Below are 19,422 nucleotides of genomic sequence, written 5' to 3'. Positions count from 1 at the left end.
TTTACCCTTAGGTGATTTTTTTCTATGGTCCCTAAAGAATTAATACCCTATTTAACAAAGCCAATATATCATTTTCTAAAATTCCAACTATATTTTCGTAAACTATTTAACCAATACCTACGGTAAACATTTAACATTTATTTAAGTAAAATAGGAATTAACAAAAAAACAACACAATAAAAACACAAATAACTTTAATTTATTGTTTTTTTTTAAAATTTTACATTTAGTAATCGATTACTATCTTTTTTTGTTATTTTAGTAAAAATTTTAAAGTACAGAGTAATCGATTACATTTCTCAAAAAACATTATTACAAATTAAATATTCCATTTTTATTAACAATTTTTTATTAATCTATAATTTAAAAAAGTATGAAGCTACACAACACCTGTTAATACTAATTTATTAACTAAACAAACTATTATTTTTAACCAACAAACAACAAATATGAACACAAACATTAGTAAAAAATACTACCTAATTTTAATAGGTTTATTATTTTATCTCCCAGTTCTTGGACAACAAATTACTGTAAAGGGTGTAATTAAAGACGCCAAAACAGGAATCCCTCTACCGGGGGTTTCCGTACTTATAAAAAGTACCACAAACGGTACTTCGACTGATTTTGATGGTAACTATACTATCAAAACTGATGCTAAATCCACTCTGCAATTCAGTTTCATCGGTTATAAAACGATAGAAATTCCTGTAAATGGAAAAACCACAATCAATAGCAGTCTAACGGAAGAGAGCAATCAGTTAGATGAAATTGTAGTAATTGGATATGGGACTGCCAAAAGAAAAGATTTAACAGGTTCAGTTGCTTCAGTTACCAGTGAAGAAGTTACCAGAGCTCCTGTTGCTAATGTCGCTCAGGCTTTACAAGGTAAACTTCCTGGTGTAAACGTAGTTGCTCAGGACGGAAGACCAGGAGCAAATATTTCTATCCGTGTACGTGGTGGAGGTTCTATTTCTCAAAGTAACGAACCTCTTTACATTGTTGATGGATTTCAGGTATCTTCTATTAGTAATATACCGGGAAGTCAGATTGAACGTATCGATGTACTAAAAGACGCTTCTGCTACAGCTATTTATGGAGCTCAGGGAGCAAACGGGGTAATTTTAGTAACAACTAAAAGTGGAAAAGAAGGTAAAACAAAAGTAACCTATGATGGTTATACACAATTCAATACTCCAACTGGCTACTTACCTGTGATGAATGGTTATGATTATATCAAATACAACTGGGCTTATGCACAAGCTATTGGAGACGGTTATGCCAATGCTTGGGAGAAATTATGGTTAATTGGTAATGAATTTAATGGTAGCAATACAGCTGGTATTGACTATTATAAAACCGTTAAAAGTGAGGACTTCAGCAAAAAAGTTTACAAGAGTTCTTTTAGCCATAATCATGATTTTAACATCACTAGCGGAAATGAAAAAACAAAATATGTTTTTGCTATAAATCATTTGGATCAAGATGGAATGAAAATAAATTCATCTTATAAAAGATCCAATGTTAACTTTAAACTAGATCAAAAATTAGGCGAAAAAGTAACATTTTCTTTTAATACCAGATATAGTCAGGAACAAACAACCGGTAATGAAGGAACAAGTTCCGGAGGAGGTTCTCTTTTAACTTCGGCTTATTGGTTTCGTCCAATAGCTACTAATGATATATTGGGAGAATCAGATGTAACTGTCAACACGCAATTAGGAGATTACGAAACACTATTAAATGACATTTACAGCCCTGTAAAAAGAATCAATGATTACACAGACACTAATATTTCAAGAAATTTAGTAGCCAATACGGCGTTTAGTTGGGAAATTATAAAAGGACTAACTGCAAAAACAAGCTTGGGTTTAACTACTAACTGGGGTAGAAGAAAAATCTGGCAAGGAGCTATATATCAACGCTATGTAGATTCACAAGGTAATAAAACTTTCGCTGGAGATGCGTCTATTAATGCTTCTGAAGGATGGAACTACCGTTGGTTCAATACACTTAATTATGAAGTACAGGGATTAGGTGATAAGCATTCTTTAACTATACTTGGAGGGATGGAAGTTGCCGACTCTCATTCTGAAAGCACTTATGTTTTCGGTAGAAGATTCCCTGTTTCATTTAACGATGAACGTGCTTTTGCAAATATGGATTCTTATGACCACTCTGATACAAAATATGGAGGTTTTAGCTCCAACATTGGAACAGCTAACCGCTCTAATTCCTATTTTGGCCGCGTTAACTATTCTTTTTTAGACAAATATTTATTTACTGCAACCTTTAGAGCAGACGGTTCTTCCCGATTTGCACCTACAAATCGCTGGGCTTATTTTCCTGCAGCTGCAGTGGGCTGGCGAATTTCTGATGAAGATTTTATGAAAAACGTAAACTGGGTAAGCAGTCTTAAATTACGTGCCTCATACGGATCTGTAGGTAATGATGGTATTAATGCCGGATTATGGAAAATGAACTGGGAATCAGGAGGTTTAACCGGATATTCTTTGAATGAAGTACAACAATTATCTTATGTACCTGCTTCAACCCTTAACAACCCTAACTTAAAATGGGAAACGACAATAACCCGAAACATTGGTCTTGATTTTGCCCTATTCAATAACAAATTAAAAGGTACGATCGATGTTTATAAAAATTCAGTAAAGGACCTGTTATTACTAAGACCAATTGCTGAAGTAAGTGGTTTTTCTGCCATGTATGATAATTTAGGAACTACCAGCAATAAAGGAATTGAAATTTCATTAAACGGAGATTTAATAAAAACAAAAGATTTTAATTTACACGGAAGTATCAACATCAACATTAACAAAGGAAACGTTGATAAATTAGGTGAAGGGGTAAATCCAACCTATAGCTCTGCTTGGGGAGGAATAAACAATACACCTGCTTCGGGTGATTATATCTTTGAAGTTGGAAAACCTGTTGGTTTAGTTCGTGGTTGGATTTATGATGGTTGGTACACCACAAGCGATTTTGATTATAATGCTGCTGGAGCAGGTACCTATACCTTAAAAACAGGGGTTCCTGATATTGCAAGTGGTTATCTTTCTACAGTTTATGGAACTACAAACCACAAACCTGGTTCACAAACTGCCTATCCGGGAGTTCCAAAATATAAAGATCTTAATAATGATGGCATTATTAATGATGACGACTTAACCGTAATTGGAAACATGAATCCTAAACATACGGGGGGTTTCAATCTGAGCGGTAATTATAAAAACTTTGATTTTGGATTTGATTTCAACTGGAGTTACGGAAATGATATATATAACGCCAATCATTTAAATGCTTACCAAGGAAATAAAGAATCTGGTTTATTTAGAAACAGATTGCAAGAATTAGCAGGAGCTTATAAGATTTATGATGTAATAAATGGACAAATTACAGAGGTTGTTGCGCCTGCAGATTTAGATGCTCTAAATGCTAATGCAACCACTTTCATCCCATTTGCAGAGAAAACAATGACTTCTACTTATGCTATTGAAGATGGTTCTTTCTTGAGACTTAACACTTTTACTTTGGGTTATTCTTTACCTGAGAGTATTTTAACAAAAATAGGATTCAACAATTTGAGAGTTTATGGAACAATTTATAATGTGTTCACAATTACAGGTTATAATGGTTTAGACCCAGAGGTTAACCCTGATTCATCAAGAAACGGAGATTACCCAACTCCGGGACTTGACTATGGTTCCTATCCACGCCCACGTTCGTTTACATTGGGAGTTAATGTTGCATTTTAATTTTAAATCTATTGAATCATGAAAAAGCTAATATATTTTATTCTTTGTATTTCTATTTTATCAAATACAGCCTGTAACAAAGATTTCTTAGAAGTACAATCTCCTTCGCAGGTAGATGAAGATTTCGTTTTCTCCTCTCCAAGTGAGGCCTATAAAGCTATGGTTGGTAACTATGCTATATGGGTAACTGCGGATTCTCCTATGTTCTATGACACAGAAATCGTAGGTTCTGACTCAGAATGTCATCCAGAGGCCTATAGTGCTCAAACTAGACATATCCCAGAGGGACTTTTTGCCACTGAATTAAACATTAACGAAACAAATCCAAAAAGTTTCTTTGCAAATGCTTACAAAATAATTAGTCGCTCTAATGTTATGATTGAGGCTATTGGTGCTAAAAAAGAATACCAGGATGCGGTTGCTGCCAATAAGATAACAGAATGGACACAATTATATGGAGAAGCAGTAGTTTTCAGAGCAAATATGTATCAATACTTAATTAAATATTTTGGTGATGTACCTTATTTTGATGTTCCGGTAAGAAACTTAGAACAATTAGAAACAACAGGATTAACTTCTAGAGATGAAATTTACGACAAAGAAATTGAAGCTCTTAAAAAAGTGGAACCACTTATGAATCGTATTGGAGAAGGAGGTTTAACAGCCGAACGTTTTACCCGCTCTTTTGCTCAGGGATTGATTGGAAAAATGGCTCTCGCTGCCGGAGGATGGCAAACCAGACGCACTGATTTTGATTACGGATCGGTTACTTTTGAACAAAAAGGTACTGTGAATTGGAACTCAAAATACGTTCGCCGTACCGATTACAAAAACTATATTGCTATTGCTAAAGAATACTTACAGAAGCTTGTAGACAATTCGGGTACAGCCCGTTTAATTACAACTGATGAAAGAGCTGGAAATTTCAACAATCCTTTCCAAAGACATTTTCAATACATCATGGATTTAACTGTAAGTCCTGAATCCATTTTTGAAACAGGAACAACGAGAGCAGTTGGTGTTTCGGAATTCCCTTACGCCTTTGGTCGTCCATCAGGTGGTGGTGGAGCTAATGCTTTCCCTTGTAAATCTTATGGACAAAGCCGTATTTACGCTTCTTTTTACTATGGGGAATTTGATCCTAAAGATATGCGTCGAGATGTAACCGTTGCAGTAACAGCTAATTCAGGAGCTTGTTCAGAAAAATTAATCGATTTTTCTCCAGGTAGTAGAGAAAAAGGAGGTTTAGCTAACAACAAACTGGATGAAAGCCGCATGAAAGATCCTTATACTGCAGCTCAACGTTCTTCAGGTTGTAACTGGGTACAAATGCGTATGAGTGATGTCATCTTAAATCTTTCTTATGCCTATGCCCTTTTAGGTGATGAACCAAATGCAAAATTAAATTTAACGAAAGTACGTAGTCGTGCCTTTTCCTCTGCCGATCAAACTGCAAAAGTAACAAACTACGTAAATGCTCTATCCGGAGAAGCCTTAATTGACGGAATACAAGAGGAACGTAAATTGGAATTAGCCGGAGAAGGACATACTCGTTGGGATATGATTTTATCAGGAAAAATGCCGGAGAGAATCAAAAAACTTCGCGACCAACAAATTGCAATGGTTAATGGTTTGAAAACAAACGGATATTACACTTTCCCTGAAACAGGTTTAACTATCTCTAATTATATTTGGACAAAAGCAGTAAACATGACTTCTTTTGGAATTCCAACTATGTTAACAGGAAATGCTAATGTGGACGAATCCAATCCAAATTATCCTGTGTTAACACCTGGTTGGAGAGGAAACTGTGACAAATGGACCGGAACCTCTTACAATTCTGGAAACGGTTTTACCGCTTCTTCTGGTAATAGAAATATTGCGATCAAAGGTTTATACAGATATATTGATCCAAATAGCCAAGAAGCAACAGATTTACAAAATGCAGGATATGTAAAAACAAAATGGGGAATCAACATTGTAGCCAATGAAAGTCAATATACCACCGATATTTTTAAGGGGTATCAAGATAATTACTACACAGCAGGATATCCACCGCGTTATATAAGAGCTTTCTCTTATCAAACACTTTCTCAATCCAATGGTAATATTACCCAAGGTTACGGACATGCTTCCGAATAACAAAAAGATTGATTAAATTATGATCCTCCGTTTTTTTAAAACGGAGGATTTTTTTTGAATATTTAGCTTTTTTACAAAAAATATTTAAGTACTTTGAAGCACTTATAAACAAAAAAACATGGAAGTAACTAAAAGCACCGAAGGATTTGAAGCGATCCATCCGAATGGGTCATTAATGCGCAAAGTGATTCACTTAGACCATTTGATGATGACTATTTTTGAATTTCACAACGGCCCAATGGAAACTCCGGATCCACCTCACAAACATATTCACGAACAAATAACTTATGTTGCTTCTGGCTCTTTAAAATTATTTGTAGAAGACCGGGAATACCTTTTAAACGAAGGTGATGTTTATAAAATTGAATCCAACTTAAATCACAGCATTCAAACCTTATCAGAATATGTGAAACTGGTTGACAGCTTCACTCCTCTTCGCGAAAATTTTATTTCTTAATATTTCCAATTTATATATTTAAAAATCCCGTTATGAATCCTGTATATCGTTTTCTATTTATAGTTTTATTTCTGTTTTCACAAAATAGCAATGCGCAACGTATCAAACTTTTCAACCAAAAAGATTTAAAAAACTGGTATGCTTTTGGAGAAGAAAAAGGTAAAGCAAACAATGCCTCTGAACTATTTTTGGTAGAAAATAATATGATCCGAATGCATGGCCCAAAGGCGGGCTACTTAATATCAGAACAATCCTTTCGTAATTTTGAACTATCAGTAGAATACCGATGGAATACCGATGTTAATTTTGTTCGAAAAAGCAACAGCAAAAACAGTGGTGTAATGTATCTGGTTCCTGCTGAAACTCCCGATGTTTTATGGCCAAAAGGCATTCAGTTCCAAATAAAAGAAGGAGCTACCGGCGATTTTGTTTTTCTTCAGGAAGTAACTTTAAACATTAATGGTAAAAAATCAGAGCCAGGAAAAAGTGTGGTTAGCAAACGTTTTGCAGATGCTGAAAAACCGATTGGAGAATGGAATAAATTAGTTGTAATATCCAAAAATGGAAAAATTACTCAAAAACTAAACGGAAAATTAGTAAATGAAGGCATCGAATCTTCGGTTACTGAAGGAAGAGTTTTATTGCAATATGAAGGTTTCCCTATTGATTTTAGAAAAGTAAGTATCAAAAAGAGTAGATAATTTATTTGACAGATTAAAGCCTCTATTAAATTCTTTTATTTTTGCCACAGATTTAAAAGATTAGCACGGATTAATCTGTGATAATCTTTTAAATCTGTGGCTTTTTTAAAACCAAAAGTAAAACTTTCTAAATCTATGCTTTTCCAAATAAAATCCTACCTAAAATTCCTTTGGTATTCTAAAAATGAACATGCGGTGCACTCCCCTTTTGTATTCAATTTGATTACCAAATGTTTTTATGACAAAAAATCAAAACCAGAGTACGCCATTTTACAGCAATACCGCAACACACTTTTAGAAAATAAAAATTCGATTGAAGTCACCGACTTTGGTGCTGGTTCCAAAGTTTTTAAATCCAACAAAAGAGAAATTGCCCAAATAGCCAAAACAGCAGGAATTTCGGCTAAAAGAGCCCGATTATTATTTAGAATTTTGAATTATTTCCAACCGGAAAATATTTTAGAACTAGGCACTTCTCTGGGATTAGCCACTTCAGCTATGGCTCTTGGAAATAAAAATGCTCAAATTATAACTCTGGAAGGCTGCCCGAATACAGCAAATCAATGTCAATTGCAATTACAAAAATTCAATATTAATAATGTAGCATGCGTTATAACTGAATTTTCAGAATACCTGAAAACTCATCCCGATAGCTATCGGGACTCACAACCCACAACTCACGATCTAATCTACTTCGACGGTAATCATTCGAAACAAGCTACTTTAGACTATTTCGAACTTTTATTACCTACTATCACTAACGATTCGGTTTGGATTTTTGACGACATTCACTGGTCAGCCGAAATGGAAGAAGCTTGGGAAGCCATCAAAAAACGCCCAAAAGTGAGTGTAACTATCGATACTTTTCAATGGGGACTGGTTTTCTTCCGACGCGAACAACCCAAAGAACATTTCGTTATCCGCGTGTAATTTTCAAGTTATTTTGTATTATTTATCATAAGATTTTCACAATATTACCCAGATATTAGTAAATGATTTTTTAGCTTTGGTTTTTCGAAAATAAATTCTAAATCGGGCTTTAAATGATGAGCAAACCATTAATCAAAATATCCAATATCAAACGTAATTTTGAATTAGGAGACGAAACTGTTTATGTTTTAAAAGGAATCAATTTAGAAATTCACAAAGGCGAATATGTGGCACTTATGGGACCTTCGGGTTCCGGAAAATCAACGCTGATGAATCTTTTAGGCTGTTTAGACACGCCAACTTCCGGAACTTATATTTTAAACGGAAAAGATGTCAGCCAAATGAAAGATGATGAACTGGCCGAAATTCGTAACAAAGAAATCGGTTTTGTGTTCCAAACCTTCAATTTATTGCCCCGAACTACCGCTCTGGACAATGTAGCCTTACCTATGATTTATGCGGGTTATCCAAAACCTGAACGCAATAAAAGAGCCGTTGAAGTACTCAAACAGGTCAATCTTGCCGACCGAATGGACCATCAACCCAACCAACTTTCCGGAGGACAACGCCAGCGTGTGGCTGTAGCCAGAGCCTTAGTCAATAAACCTTCCATTATTCTGGCTGACGAACCTACAGGAAATTTGGACAGTAAAACTTCAATAGAAATCATGAATCTTTTTAATGATATTCATGCTAATGGAAATACCGTTATTTTAGTAACTCACGAAGAAGAAATTGCCGCTTATGCGCATCGCGTAATTCGTTTACGAGACGGAATGATTGAAAGCGACACGAGTAAAGTTTAACCGTTTATTTGTTAATGTGTTTAACCGAATCAACACTTAACGGATAACGATTAAACAGTTAAACGATTAAACAACCAAGAATGAAAATATACACTAAAACAGGAGACAAAGGAACCACAGCTCTTTTTGGCGGAACCCGAGTCCCTAAAGACCATATCCGCATTGAAAGTTATGGAACGGTTGACGAACTCAATTCTTACATCGGATTGATTCGCGATCAGGAAATAGACACACATTACAAAAACATTTTAATAGAAATTCAGGATCGCCTTTTTACGGTTGGAGCCATTTTGGCAACTCCGCAAGATAAAACCATTTTAAAAAATGGCAAATCCAGATTGCAAAATTTAGGTATTCTAGAAAGTGATATTGAATTATTAGAAAAAGAAATTGACAGCATGGAAACCCAATTACCACAAATGACACATTTTGTGCTACCGGGCGGACACCCTACAGTGTCACATTGTCATATTGCCAGATGTATTTGCCGTCGTGCCGAACGCTTAACAGTACATTTAAGCCATAATGAAGGTATTCCTGAGATTACCATCAGCTATTTAAACCGACTTTCTGACTACCTTTTTGTCTTGGCACGAAAGTTGACCCTCGATTTAAACGCCGAGGAAATTAAATGGATTCCGAGGAAGTAAGAACTTCTTAAAAATTCCAATTTCGAAGCTTCGGGTATAAAATCCCAAATTCCAATACTTCCAAGAGATTTTTTTCTGAATTTGGAATTTAAAATATTGAGATTTCCATTCTGTTTTTGGAATTTGGAATTTCTTTTTTGGAATTAAAAAAACACGTTCTTAATTTTTTTTAAAATAAATGATTTTTTACTTGCCTTTTTCAGTAAAAAATTTATTTTTGCACAAAACTAAATCGACAAAAGATGTATTGGACATTAGAATTAGCTTCCTATCTTAGTGATGCACCATGGCCTGCTAACAAAGACGAACTTATAGATTATGCTATACGTGCTGGAGCCCCATTAGAGGTAGTAGAAAACCTGCAATCTATTGAAGATGAAGGCGAGATATACGAGTCAATGGAAGAAATTTGGCCGGATTATCCTACTGACGAAGATTACCTTTGGAATGAGGATGAATATTAAAAACTAAGAAAAAGTCTCAAAAGAGACTTTTTTTTTGTTCATTTAAAGAGAAAAAATTAATTAGAAATACAAACATTATGAGTTTCATAAACAGCATTATTAAAATTTTTGTAGGAGACAAATCCGAGAAAGATGTAAAGTCTTTACAGCCCTACTTAAATAAAATTAAAACTTTTGAAAGCAACTTAAGCAGTTTATCCAATGATGAATTAAGAGCACGCACTATTTTTTTCAAAGAAAAAATTAAAGAAGCCCGTGCCGCAATTGATGCCAAAATTGCAACTCTTCAATCAGAAGTAGAAGGCATTGAAAATATTGACAAAAGAGAAGATATTTATACAGAAATTGATAATCTGGAGAAAGAAGCTTATACTGTTTCTGAAAAAACTTTAATGGATATTCTTCCGGAAGCTTTTGCTGTGGTAAAAGAAACGGCGCGTCGTTTTAAAGAAAACGAACAAATTACTGTTACTGCTACTGCCAGAGACCGCGAACTTTCGGCTACTAAAAGTTATATTTCTATTGAAGGAGACAAAGCCATTTGGTTAAACAAATGGAATGCTGCCGGAAAAGACATTACCTGGGACATGATTCACTATGATGTTCAGTTGATTGGTGGTATGGTTTTACACCAGGGTAAAGTTGCCGAAATGCAAACAGGGGAAGGAAAAACTTTAGTAGCAACTCTTCCGCTTTACTTAAATGCTTTAACCGGAAACGGAGTTCACTTAGTAACCGTGAACGACTATTTGGCTAAACGTGACAGCACCTGGAAAGCACCTTTATTCGAATTCCACGGAATGACTGTTGACTGTATCGACAACCATCAGCCAAACTCCGAAGGAAGAAAAAAAGCCTACGATGCTGATATTACTTACGGAACCAATAACGAATTTGGTTTTGACTACCTAAGAGATAATATGGCACATTCGCCATCTGATTTGGTACAAAGAAAACACAACTTTGCTATTGTCGATGAGGTGGATTCGGTATTAATTGATGATGCCCGTACACCATTGATTATTTCAGGACCGGTACCTCAGGGAGATCGTCACGAATTCATCGAATTAAAACCAAAAATCGAAACACTTGTTGGTTTACAACGTCAGTTGGCAACAGGATTCTTAACCGAAGCTAAAAAATTAATCAAAGAAGGAAACACCAAAGACGGTGGTTTCATGTTGTTGAGAGCTTACCGAAGCTTACCTAAAAACAAAGCTTTGATTAAGTTTTTAAGTGAAGAGGGAATCAAACAATTGCTTCAAAAAACAGAAAACCAATACATGCAGGACAACAACCGCGAAATGCCAAAAGTTGACGAAGCCTTGTATTTTGTAATTGAAGAAAAAAATAATCAGGTAGAATTGACCGATAACGGAATCAAATTTCTTTCTGGTGACACGGATGCTGATTTCTTCGTTTTACCGGACATTGGAACTGAAATTGCCAACATCGAAAAACAAAAATTAGAAAAAGATGCTGAGGCGGAAGCCAAAGAAAGATTATTCCAGGATTTCAGCGTGAAGAGCGAGCGTATCCATACCTTAACGCAACTTTTAAAAGCCTATACCCTTTTCGAAAAAGATGTAGAATATGTAATCATGGATAACAAAATCCTGATTGTAGACGAGCAAACAGGTCGTATCATGGATGGTCGTCGTTATTCTGACGGGTTACACCAAGCCATTGAAGCCAAAGAAAACGTAAAAATCGAAGCGGCAACGCAAACTTTTGCAACAGTAACTTTGCAAAACTACTTCAGAATGTACAGCAAACTGGGTGGTATGACCGGTACTGCAGTGACTGAGGCTGGTGAGCTTTGGGAAATTTACAAATTAGACGTAGTGGAAATCCCAACCAACCGTCCGATTGCAAGACATGACAAAGAAGATTTTATCTATAAAACTACCCGTGAAAAATTCAATGCCGTAATTGAAGACGTAACCGAATTATCTAAAGCAGGTCGTCCGGTATTGATTGGTACAACTTCGGTAGAAATCTCTGAATTATTAAGCCGTATGTTGAAAATGCGTGGTGTAACGCACAACGTATTGAATGCTAAAATGCACAAACAGGAGGCTCAAATCGTAGAAGAAGCCGGTAAAGCCGGAGTAGTGACTATTGCGACTAATATGGCGGGTCGTGGTACCGATATTAAATTATCTGCCGAAGTGAAAGCTGCCGGAGGTTTAGCAATCGTAGGTACGGAGCGTCACGATTCGCGTCGTGTTGACCGTCAGCTGCGTGGTCGTGCCGGTCGTCAGGGAGATCCGGGGAGTTCACAATTCTATGTTTCTTTGGAAGACAACCTAATGCGTTTATTTGGTTCTGAAAGAGTAGCCAAAGTAATGGATAGAATGGGGCTTGAAGAAGGAGAAGTAATTCAACATTCGATGATGACCAAATCTATCGAACGCGCTCAGAAAAAAGTAGAAGAAAACAACTTTGGGGTTCGTAAACGTTTATTAGAATATGATGACGTTATGAATGCACAACGTGAGGTGGTTTACAAACGTCGTCGTCACGCCTTATTTGGCGAGCGTTTGAAACTGGATATCGCTAACATGTTGTATGATACCTGCGAATTATTCGTTCAAAATACTAAAGCTACTAATGATTATAAAACATTCGAATTCGATTTAATTCGTTATTTCTCAATCACTTCACCAGTTACTGAAGCTGAATTTAGCCGATTAAACGAACTGGAAATTACCGGAAAAGTGTACAAAGAAGCTTTAAAATACTACAACGAAAAATGCGAGCGTAGTGCCAGAGAAGCTTTCCCGATTGTAAAAAACATTTTCGAAGATCCAAACAATCAGTTTGAGCGCATTGTAGTACCATTTACTGATGGTGTGAAAGCTTTAAGCGTGGTAACTGATTTGAAGAAAGCTTACGAGACTGAAGGAAAACAATTAATTGCCGATTTTGAGAAAAACATCACGCTTTCGATTGTGGATGAAGCATGGAAAAAACATTTACGTAAAATGGACGAATTGAAACAATCAGTTCAGTTAGCCGTTCACGAACAAAAAGATCCGTTGCTTATTTATAAATTTGAAGCTTTCAACTTATTCAACAATATGTTGAACGGTATCAACAAAGAAGTGATTTCGTTCTTATTTAAAGGAGATTTGCCACAACAACAGGCTCCAATTGAGGAAGCAAGAGAAATTGAGCGACCACAAGAAAAGTTACAATTAACAAAAGATGAAATTCCTAACAGCGAAAGCATGAACCGCGAAGCCGGAGAGACGCAACAACGTCAGGTAACAGAAACCATCGTTAGAGAGATGCCAAAAATCAATCGCAACGATACCGTTACCGTACAACAAATTGCTACCGGAAAAACGGAATCCATGAAATACAAAAAAGCCGAAGCCCTTTTAGCTACCGGCGAATGGGTTATTGTTAATGAATAGTTTGCAGACCGCATAAATTTAGAAATCCTCAATTACGAAAGTAGTTGGGGATTTTTTGTTTTAGGAGCGGTACTTTTTGTATTTCAATAAGAATCCCTCCCGCTTTCGCCTTTATCTCTACACTCCGCTACTAGGATATAGGCTATATCGGGGCTAAAAACAACTTTTAATCTCTTAATCAATTTTGTAAGAATATTTTAATATATTTGAGGATCATACACATAAACTAGTTGTTACCCATAGTAAAAAATATAGAAGAAATGATTCGATTAGAAAAATTTGATAAAAATGATTATGATAGATTAATAAACTGGATTGATTCAGAACAATCAATGATTCAATTTAGCGGACCTATTTTTAATTTCCCAATAACATTTGAGCAACTTGATAAATATATAAATGCTGACAATAGATTAATATATAAAGTTATAAATTCTGAAACTTCCGAGATAATTGGACATGCCGAATTAAATAATATAGACAAAAAAAATAGTAATGCAAGGATATGCCGAATATTGATTGGCGATAAACAAAATAGAAATAAAGGATTCGGTAAAACGCTAATTCAAGAACTCATTAGAATTGGATTTGAAGATTTAAAATTACATAGATTAGATTTAGGAGTTTATGATTTCAACGAACAAGCAATCAAGTGTTACAAGGATTGTGGATTAGAAATCGAAGGATTATTCAAAGAGAATTCAAAAGTTGGCAATGAATATTGGTCAACTTACAATATGAGTATTATAAACAGAAACTAAACTATTGGTAATAACAAGAGGTCAGACAAATTAAGTATTTTTTTGTCATTAATATTGATAATTTGTAAAATATACTTTGAAAATCAATCTTAATATACAAACTTCTAACGCACAATAAAAATAAATACAATCACAAAAAATGAACTTAGATAATTTTTTCTCATGCGAATTGACTCTTGAAAATGAGTCAATTTTAATGCGCCCATTATCTTTTGATGACATTGACACAATAGAATCTATAAGCTATAATAAGGAATTAGGTGAATTTGGAGCAAAAGTAAAAAACAGAAATGATTTAATGGATTATTTTAATTTCTGTCTAGGTGCAAAAAAAGAAAAAGAGCTTTATCCTCTAATAATTATCAGAAAGGAAGACAATAGTACAATTGGAGTGACGATGTTTGGAAATTTTAGTTTTAGTAATAAAAGATTAGAAATAGGTTGGACCTGGATTGGGGAAAGGTTCCAAGGAACAGGTATAAATACGATTTGCAAAAAACTTCTTTTAGATTATTGTTTTAACACTCTTAATTTAAGAAGAGTAGAATTTAAAATAGATATTAAAAACATAAAGTCACAAAAGGCAATAGAAAAAATTGGAGCTATTAAAGAGGGAATTTTGAGAAATTACAACATTCAATCTTATGGAGAAAGTGACGGAACTTACGTCTACAGTATTCTAAAAGAAGAATGGAAAAATTAATTTGTTTCAAAAAGTAAATAAGACCAAAAATCACTGTAAATAAATGAAAAACAGAAAAAGTCTTTTAATAATTGATATGCAAAAAGGTTCTTTCACTTCGAAAACACCTCGTTTTGACACAGATAGCGTTGTTATGCGAATCAATGAACTTGCTAAATTATTTCGTAAAGCAAAATTATCTGTAATTTATATTCAACATGATGGAACTGGAACCGGAGAATTTGAAAAAAGCACATCAGAATGGGAATTATTAGATACATTAAATATCGAATCTACTGATGTTCTGATTGATAAATATGCAAATGACGTATTTTACAATTCAGGACTTCAATCAAAGCTGACAGAACTAAATGTCACTGAATTGTTTATTACTGGATGTGCGACCGACTTTTGTGTAGAATCCACTGTTCAGTCTGCTTTAGCAAAAGATTATAATATTACAGTAGTTGCAGACGGACATACAACTGGAGATAGACCCCACTTGAGAGCAGAAAAAGTAATTGAACATTACAACTGGGTTTGGCAAAATATGATACCTACAAAGGGAAAAATAGAAGTAAAAAACTTTGACCAAATAAAAAATGATATTGCAATATTGTCCATAAAATCATAGTTCCCTGCTAACACAAGAATCCTTTAGACTGACATTGTAACACATTTAAAAAAAGAAATCCTGAATGAAAAAAGTAATAATAGTGGGTAGTTCAAGAAACGATGGAGACACAACAAATTTGACAAAAAAACTGATTGAGAAATCAAATTGGGACTTATTAAACTTAAACGATTATGAATTCAGCTATTTTGATTACAAACACGAAAACCGAAATGATGACTACTTAAACTTAATAAAGAGTATTGTAGAAAAATATGAAACGTTAATTTTTGTAACCCCGGTTTACTGGTACTCAATGAGCGGAATAATGAAAGTGTTTTTTGACCGATTTACTGATTTACTCACTATTGAAAAAGAACTCGGACGAAAACTTCGAGGAAAGAAAATGGCGGTATTAAGTTGTTCAATAGGAGAAAATCTTGAAGAATATTTTTGGCTTCCTTTTTCCGAAACAGCAAAATATTTAGGAATGGAATATATTGGAAATTCACATACAATAAAAGGAGAAGATAACGAATTAAAAATAACTGAATTTATAGAACTAATTGAAAAATAACCCGACCGCTCGGATATACACAACCGTTAGCGCAGTCCCGAAGTTTCGGGATGCATTCTGTGCCTGCAACAGTGAGCAAATAACTTTGTCGAGTTAATAGATGAGATGCTTCCTCCGTCAGCATGACAAGATTGCGGCAAAATTAAAAAGCGGTCGAATTTCTTTTTACACAATATGTATATCAACTTTTTTTTCTTATTTTTAAGCATACAACTTTTGATAAAAAATCATGGAAGAACTTTTATGCCAAATAAGAAACTGCCGCGTATGCGAAGCTTATCTGCCCGATGGCGTTCGTCCGGTTGTAGCAGCAGGAACCGAAAGCAAACTCATCATTATTGGTCAGGCACCGGGAAGAATTGTGCATCAAACAGGAATTCCCTGGAATGATAAAAGCGGTGACACACTGAGAAAATGGCTGGATATTGACAAAACCGACTTTTACAATCCTGATCTGGTAGCATTAGTCCCGATGGGATTTTGCTATCCCGGCACCGGAAAACACGGCGATTTACCACCGCGCCCGGAATGCGCTCCGTTATGGCATCAACAATTAATCACACAAATGCCTAAGGCGAAACTTACTTTGCTCATTGGTCAATATGCTCAAAATTATTACTTGGGCAACAATGCTGAAAAAACACTCACAGCAACCGTTAGAAATTTTAAAAACTACTTGCCAAACTATTTTCCGCTGCCGCATCCTTCTCCCCGAAACAATATCTGGATGGCTAAAAACGAGTGGTTTGCTCAGGAAGTTTTACCCGAATTAAAAGCAGAAATCACACAAATTTTTCGGTAAATCAAAGCCTCAGGCACAAATCCCTTCGTGTGTCTATCGTAAGCAGCTATTTTCTATATTTATCCTAAACTATTAAGAGCTTTTTTAATTTTCAAACAACAATTAAAAATTTCTTTTTTTGTAAGAAATAAAACAATATATTTGATTCGTAATGAAGTACACCTCTTTGTCATTCATCTACCTAAATTAAATCCATTTTTTACTAAGGTTTACTATTAAAACTTAATGATTTAACAACCAACAAAAACAAAAAGTATAGAGTCAAAAAAATAAAAATTATAAAATAACAATATTGCGTTTGCTACGCTACCTGTAACCGAAAAGTCCAAAATTATTAGAGAACAGGGAAGTTTAGACAAAACGCTCGCGCATGGCGTGGGCTTTTGCCTTACTTTGTTCTCTGGGCTTGGACTCCCACGGTTACGAGTTTGCATCTGTCCCACGCTCTTTTTTGTGGGACATCGGTAATATAACATAAAACCAAAAGTCCAAATGAAAAATGAAACACAACTAAGCAACAGTCCGACAATATCAGAACAAATTGCTCTGGCAGCACACGATTTCAGAAACATCATCAACGGTATTTATGGTCTGAACCAACTCCTATCCGAAAAACTAAACAGAGATGCAGACCCCGAAATTCAGGAATACCTAAAATTGATTGCCACACAATGCGAACTTGGAACAGAACTAACCTCGGGACTCATTTTGCCCTACCAACAAAGCTGGTTTAATCTTAACGAATTGCTTACTGAACTACAACAAACACACCAACACCGTGCCAACAGTAAAAATATAACGTTAACAGTATCATTCTCCAACAAAGATATTTATCTCCGAACCGATCGAACTAAACTTATCCGTGTACTAAACAATCTGTTCGACAATGCCCTGAAATTTACACCTCGAAAAGGACTCATAACAACAAAACTGACACAACAAGACAACAAAGCCCTTATTTCAATAATTGACACCGGAATAGGAATTCCCAAAAGTTTTCACTCTACTCTATTTGATAAACAACCACAAACAGAGAGAACTGGAACTGAAAACGAAGTTTCGACTGGTTTGGGACTTTACATCAGTAAAAAGCTCACCGAAGAACTCAACGGACAACTTTGGTTTGAAAGTACCGAAAATAACGGAACAACATTTCACCTTTCAATTGACAAAACAAACAAGCTATAAAACCAAAATCTTCGATTTTATTTTGTTAATAAAAACATATTTTACCTAAATTCGTTTTAATTACAAACTTCAGAAAACATAAAAATGAGTCACCAGGAAGAAGAATTAAAACGAACCATAGGAGTTTTTGGCCTATCTGCCAATATTATGAATGTAATTATTGGCGCCGGAATCTTTGCATTGCCTGCCATTGTAGCGACTTCTATGGGCGCTTCAAGTATTATAGCTTATCTTTTTTGCGGACTCTTAATGGCATTGATTATGCTCTGCTTTGCCGAAGCTTCCAGTAAAGTAACCCAAACCGGAGGTGTTTATTCGTATATTGAAACGGCTTTTGGTCCTTATGCCGGATTTCTGGCTGGAGTTTTTACTGTAACGGGAACGCTACTGGCCGATGCCGCAGTTTCTAACGCCTTAGTCAATGTACTGGCTGCTGCTCATCCTTTTTTCCAACAAACTTTGGTACGTTTTTCTTTTTTAACCATAGTGTTTTTTGGTTTGGCTTTTATCAATGTGATTGGGGTCAAACAGGGAATTGGACTGGTAAAAATCAATACGGTGGCAAAATTAATTCCACTGTTGCTTTTAGTCACTTTTGGATGGGAAGCGGTTACTACTGCTAATCTTACTATCGAAAGTTTTCCTGATATTCAACAACTGGGCAAAACTTCACTGGTATTATTTTTTGCCTTTCAGGGTTGCGAATCCGGAATTGTGGTTTCAGGTGAAGTAATTAATCCCAAACGAACCATTCCAAAGGCTATTTTTATCAGCATTACCGCTGTGGTGGTTCTTTATATGCTTATTCAAACTGTTGCGCAGGGCGTTTTAGGTACCGAATTACCTCAATACACTGCTACCCCGCTGGCTGCTACCGCCAAAGTGATTTTTGGACCTATTGGCTTCCTGATTTTAACTATTGGTGCGGCAATTTCTATGTTTGGATTTTTAAGTGGTGATATTTTAAACAATCCCAGAACTTTATACGCACTAGCTCGTGACCGCGTTATCCCGATTAAAGCGCTGGCTAAAATCCATCCTTCATTTGCAACGCCTTATTTGTCTATTATACTCTATGCTGCAATTGGTTTTTTAATTGCTGTCACAGGAAGTTTTGAAAGTTTAGTAGTTATTGCCAGCAGTTCTATCCTGATGGTTTACCTCGGAGTTGTTTTGGCAGTCATTAAATTACGCTACAGCCAACCAACAAAATCGGACGAATTTACCATTCCGGGTGGCTTAATAATTCCTGTTCTTTCCATCAGTATTATTCTTTATTTTTTATCCAATTTAGCTCAAAATGAAATCATTGGGACGGTAATTGCAATTATCGTTTTAACTGCAATTTATGCCTTGATTCGTTTTTCAAACACTAAAAAATAAAAAAACAATGGCCTTTTATGAGTGTCCTGCTTACTAAACAGGATAAAGTTTTCCTCCTAAATTGCTTATCT

General features: G+C 35.3%; 15 protein-coding genes and 1 pseudogene. All 16 read left to right on the top strand.

Annotation, left to right across the window (positions count from 1 at the left end; translation table 11 throughout):
* The first annotated feature begins 449 nt into the window (after positions 1 to 449).
* Positions 450 to 3,773 (top strand): SusC/RagA family TonB-linked outer membrane protein, encoded by a 3,324-nt coding sequence (locus H599_RS0111425; protein WP_081810550.1) that lies wholly within the window; start codon positions 450 to 452, stop codon positions 3,771 to 3,773.
* An 18-nt stretch (positions 3,774 to 3,791) separates the two neighbouring features.
* A pseudogene (locus H599_RS0111420) lies at positions 3,792 to 5,393 on the top strand (RagB/SusD family nutrient uptake outer membrane protein); the annotation flags it as partial.
* A gap of 640 nt (positions 5,394 to 6,033) precedes the next feature.
* Complete coding sequence (locus tag H599_RS19575) at positions 6,034 to 6,372, top strand: cupin domain-containing protein (protein WP_051590722.1); 339 nt, start codon at positions 6,034 to 6,036, stop codon at positions 6,370 to 6,372.
* A 32-nt stretch (positions 6,373 to 6,404) separates the two neighbouring features.
* Complete coding sequence (locus H599_RS0111410; protein WP_051590721.1) at positions 6,405 to 7,073, top strand: 3-keto-disaccharide hydrolase; 669 nt, start codon at positions 6,405 to 6,407, stop codon at positions 7,071 to 7,073.
* A 135-nt stretch (positions 7,074 to 7,208) separates the two neighbouring features.
* Positions 7,209 to 8,003: an O-methyltransferase gene (locus H599_RS0111405; protein WP_026714257.1), complete on the top strand. Its 795-nt coding sequence runs from the start codon at positions 7,209 to 7,211 to the stop codon at positions 8,001 to 8,003.
* 116 nt (positions 8,004 to 8,119) lie between these two features.
* Entirely contained in the window at positions 8,120 to 8,809 is a 690-nt protein-coding gene (locus H599_RS0111400; protein ID WP_026714256.1) for an ABC transporter ATP-binding protein, read from the top strand.
* An 80-nt stretch (positions 8,810 to 8,889) separates the two neighbouring features.
* The gene (locus tag H599_RS0111395) at positions 8,890 to 9,459 is read left to right on the top strand and encodes a cob(I)yrinic acid a,c-diamide adenosyltransferase (RefSeq protein WP_026714255.1); all 570 of its coding nucleotides are present in this window, start codon (positions 8,890 to 8,892) and stop codon (positions 9,457 to 9,459) included.
* Positions 9,460 to 9,701: 242 nt separating this feature from the next.
* Positions 9,702 to 9,923 carry a DUF2795 domain-containing protein gene (locus H599_RS0111390; protein ID WP_007138072.1) on the top strand — a complete coding sequence of 74 codons (222 nt, stop codon included), beginning with the start codon at positions 9,702 to 9,704 and terminating at the stop codon, positions 9,921 to 9,923.
* Positions 9,924 to 10,000: 77 nt separating this feature from the next.
* Entirely contained in the window at positions 10,001 to 13,345 is a 3,345-nt protein-coding gene (gene secA / locus H599_RS0111385) for a preprotein translocase subunit SecA (protein WP_026714254.1), read from the top strand.
* A gap of 260 nt (positions 13,346 to 13,605) precedes the next feature.
* Positions 13,606 to 14,106: a GNAT family N-acetyltransferase gene (locus H599_RS0111380; RefSeq protein WP_026714253.1), complete on the top strand. Its 501-nt coding sequence runs from the start codon at positions 13,606 to 13,608 to the stop codon at positions 14,104 to 14,106.
* Between the two features lie 139 nt (positions 14,107 to 14,245).
* Positions 14,246 to 14,809, top strand: a complete 564-nt coding sequence (locus H599_RS0111375) for a GNAT family N-acetyltransferase (protein ID WP_035141500.1) — start codon at positions 14,246 to 14,248, stop codon at positions 14,807 to 14,809.
* A gap of 43 nt (positions 14,810 to 14,852) precedes the next feature.
* The gene (locus tag H599_RS0111370) at positions 14,853 to 15,422 is read left to right on the top strand and encodes a cysteine hydrolase family protein (protein ID WP_026714251.1); all 570 of its coding nucleotides are present in this window, start codon (positions 14,853 to 14,855) and stop codon (positions 15,420 to 15,422) included.
* A 64-nt stretch (positions 15,423 to 15,486) separates the two neighbouring features.
* On the top strand, positions 15,487 to 15,978 hold the full coding sequence (locus H599_RS0111365) for a flavodoxin family protein (protein WP_026714250.1): 492 nt from the start codon (positions 15,487 to 15,489) through the stop codon (positions 15,976 to 15,978).
* Between the two features lie 229 nt (positions 15,979 to 16,207).
* A complete protein-coding gene (locus H599_RS0111360) occupies positions 16,208 to 16,780 on the top strand; it encodes a uracil-DNA glycosylase family protein (protein ID WP_026714249.1) in 573 nt (190 codons plus the stop codon).
* 492 nt (positions 16,781 to 17,272) lie between these two features.
* Positions 17,273 to 17,968: a sensor histidine kinase gene (locus tag H599_RS19570; RefSeq protein ID WP_051590719.1), complete on the top strand. Its 696-nt coding sequence runs from the start codon at positions 17,273 to 17,275 to the stop codon at positions 17,966 to 17,968.
* Positions 17,969 to 18,052: 84 nt separating this feature from the next.
* The gene (locus H599_RS0111350; RefSeq protein WP_026714248.1) at positions 18,053 to 19,351 is read left to right on the top strand and encodes an APC family permease; all 1,299 of its coding nucleotides are present in this window, start codon (positions 18,053 to 18,055) and stop codon (positions 19,349 to 19,351) included.
* Positions 19,352 to 19,422 lie beyond the last annotated feature (71 nt).

The sequence above is a fragment of the Flavobacterium daejeonense DSM 17708 genome (genome assembly GCF_000425425.1).
Taxonomy (GTDB): Bacteria; Bacteroidota; Bacteroidia; order Flavobacteriales; family Flavobacteriaceae; genus Flavobacterium; species Flavobacterium daejeonense.
This window is presented reverse-complemented; position numbering and strand designations above follow the sequence as displayed.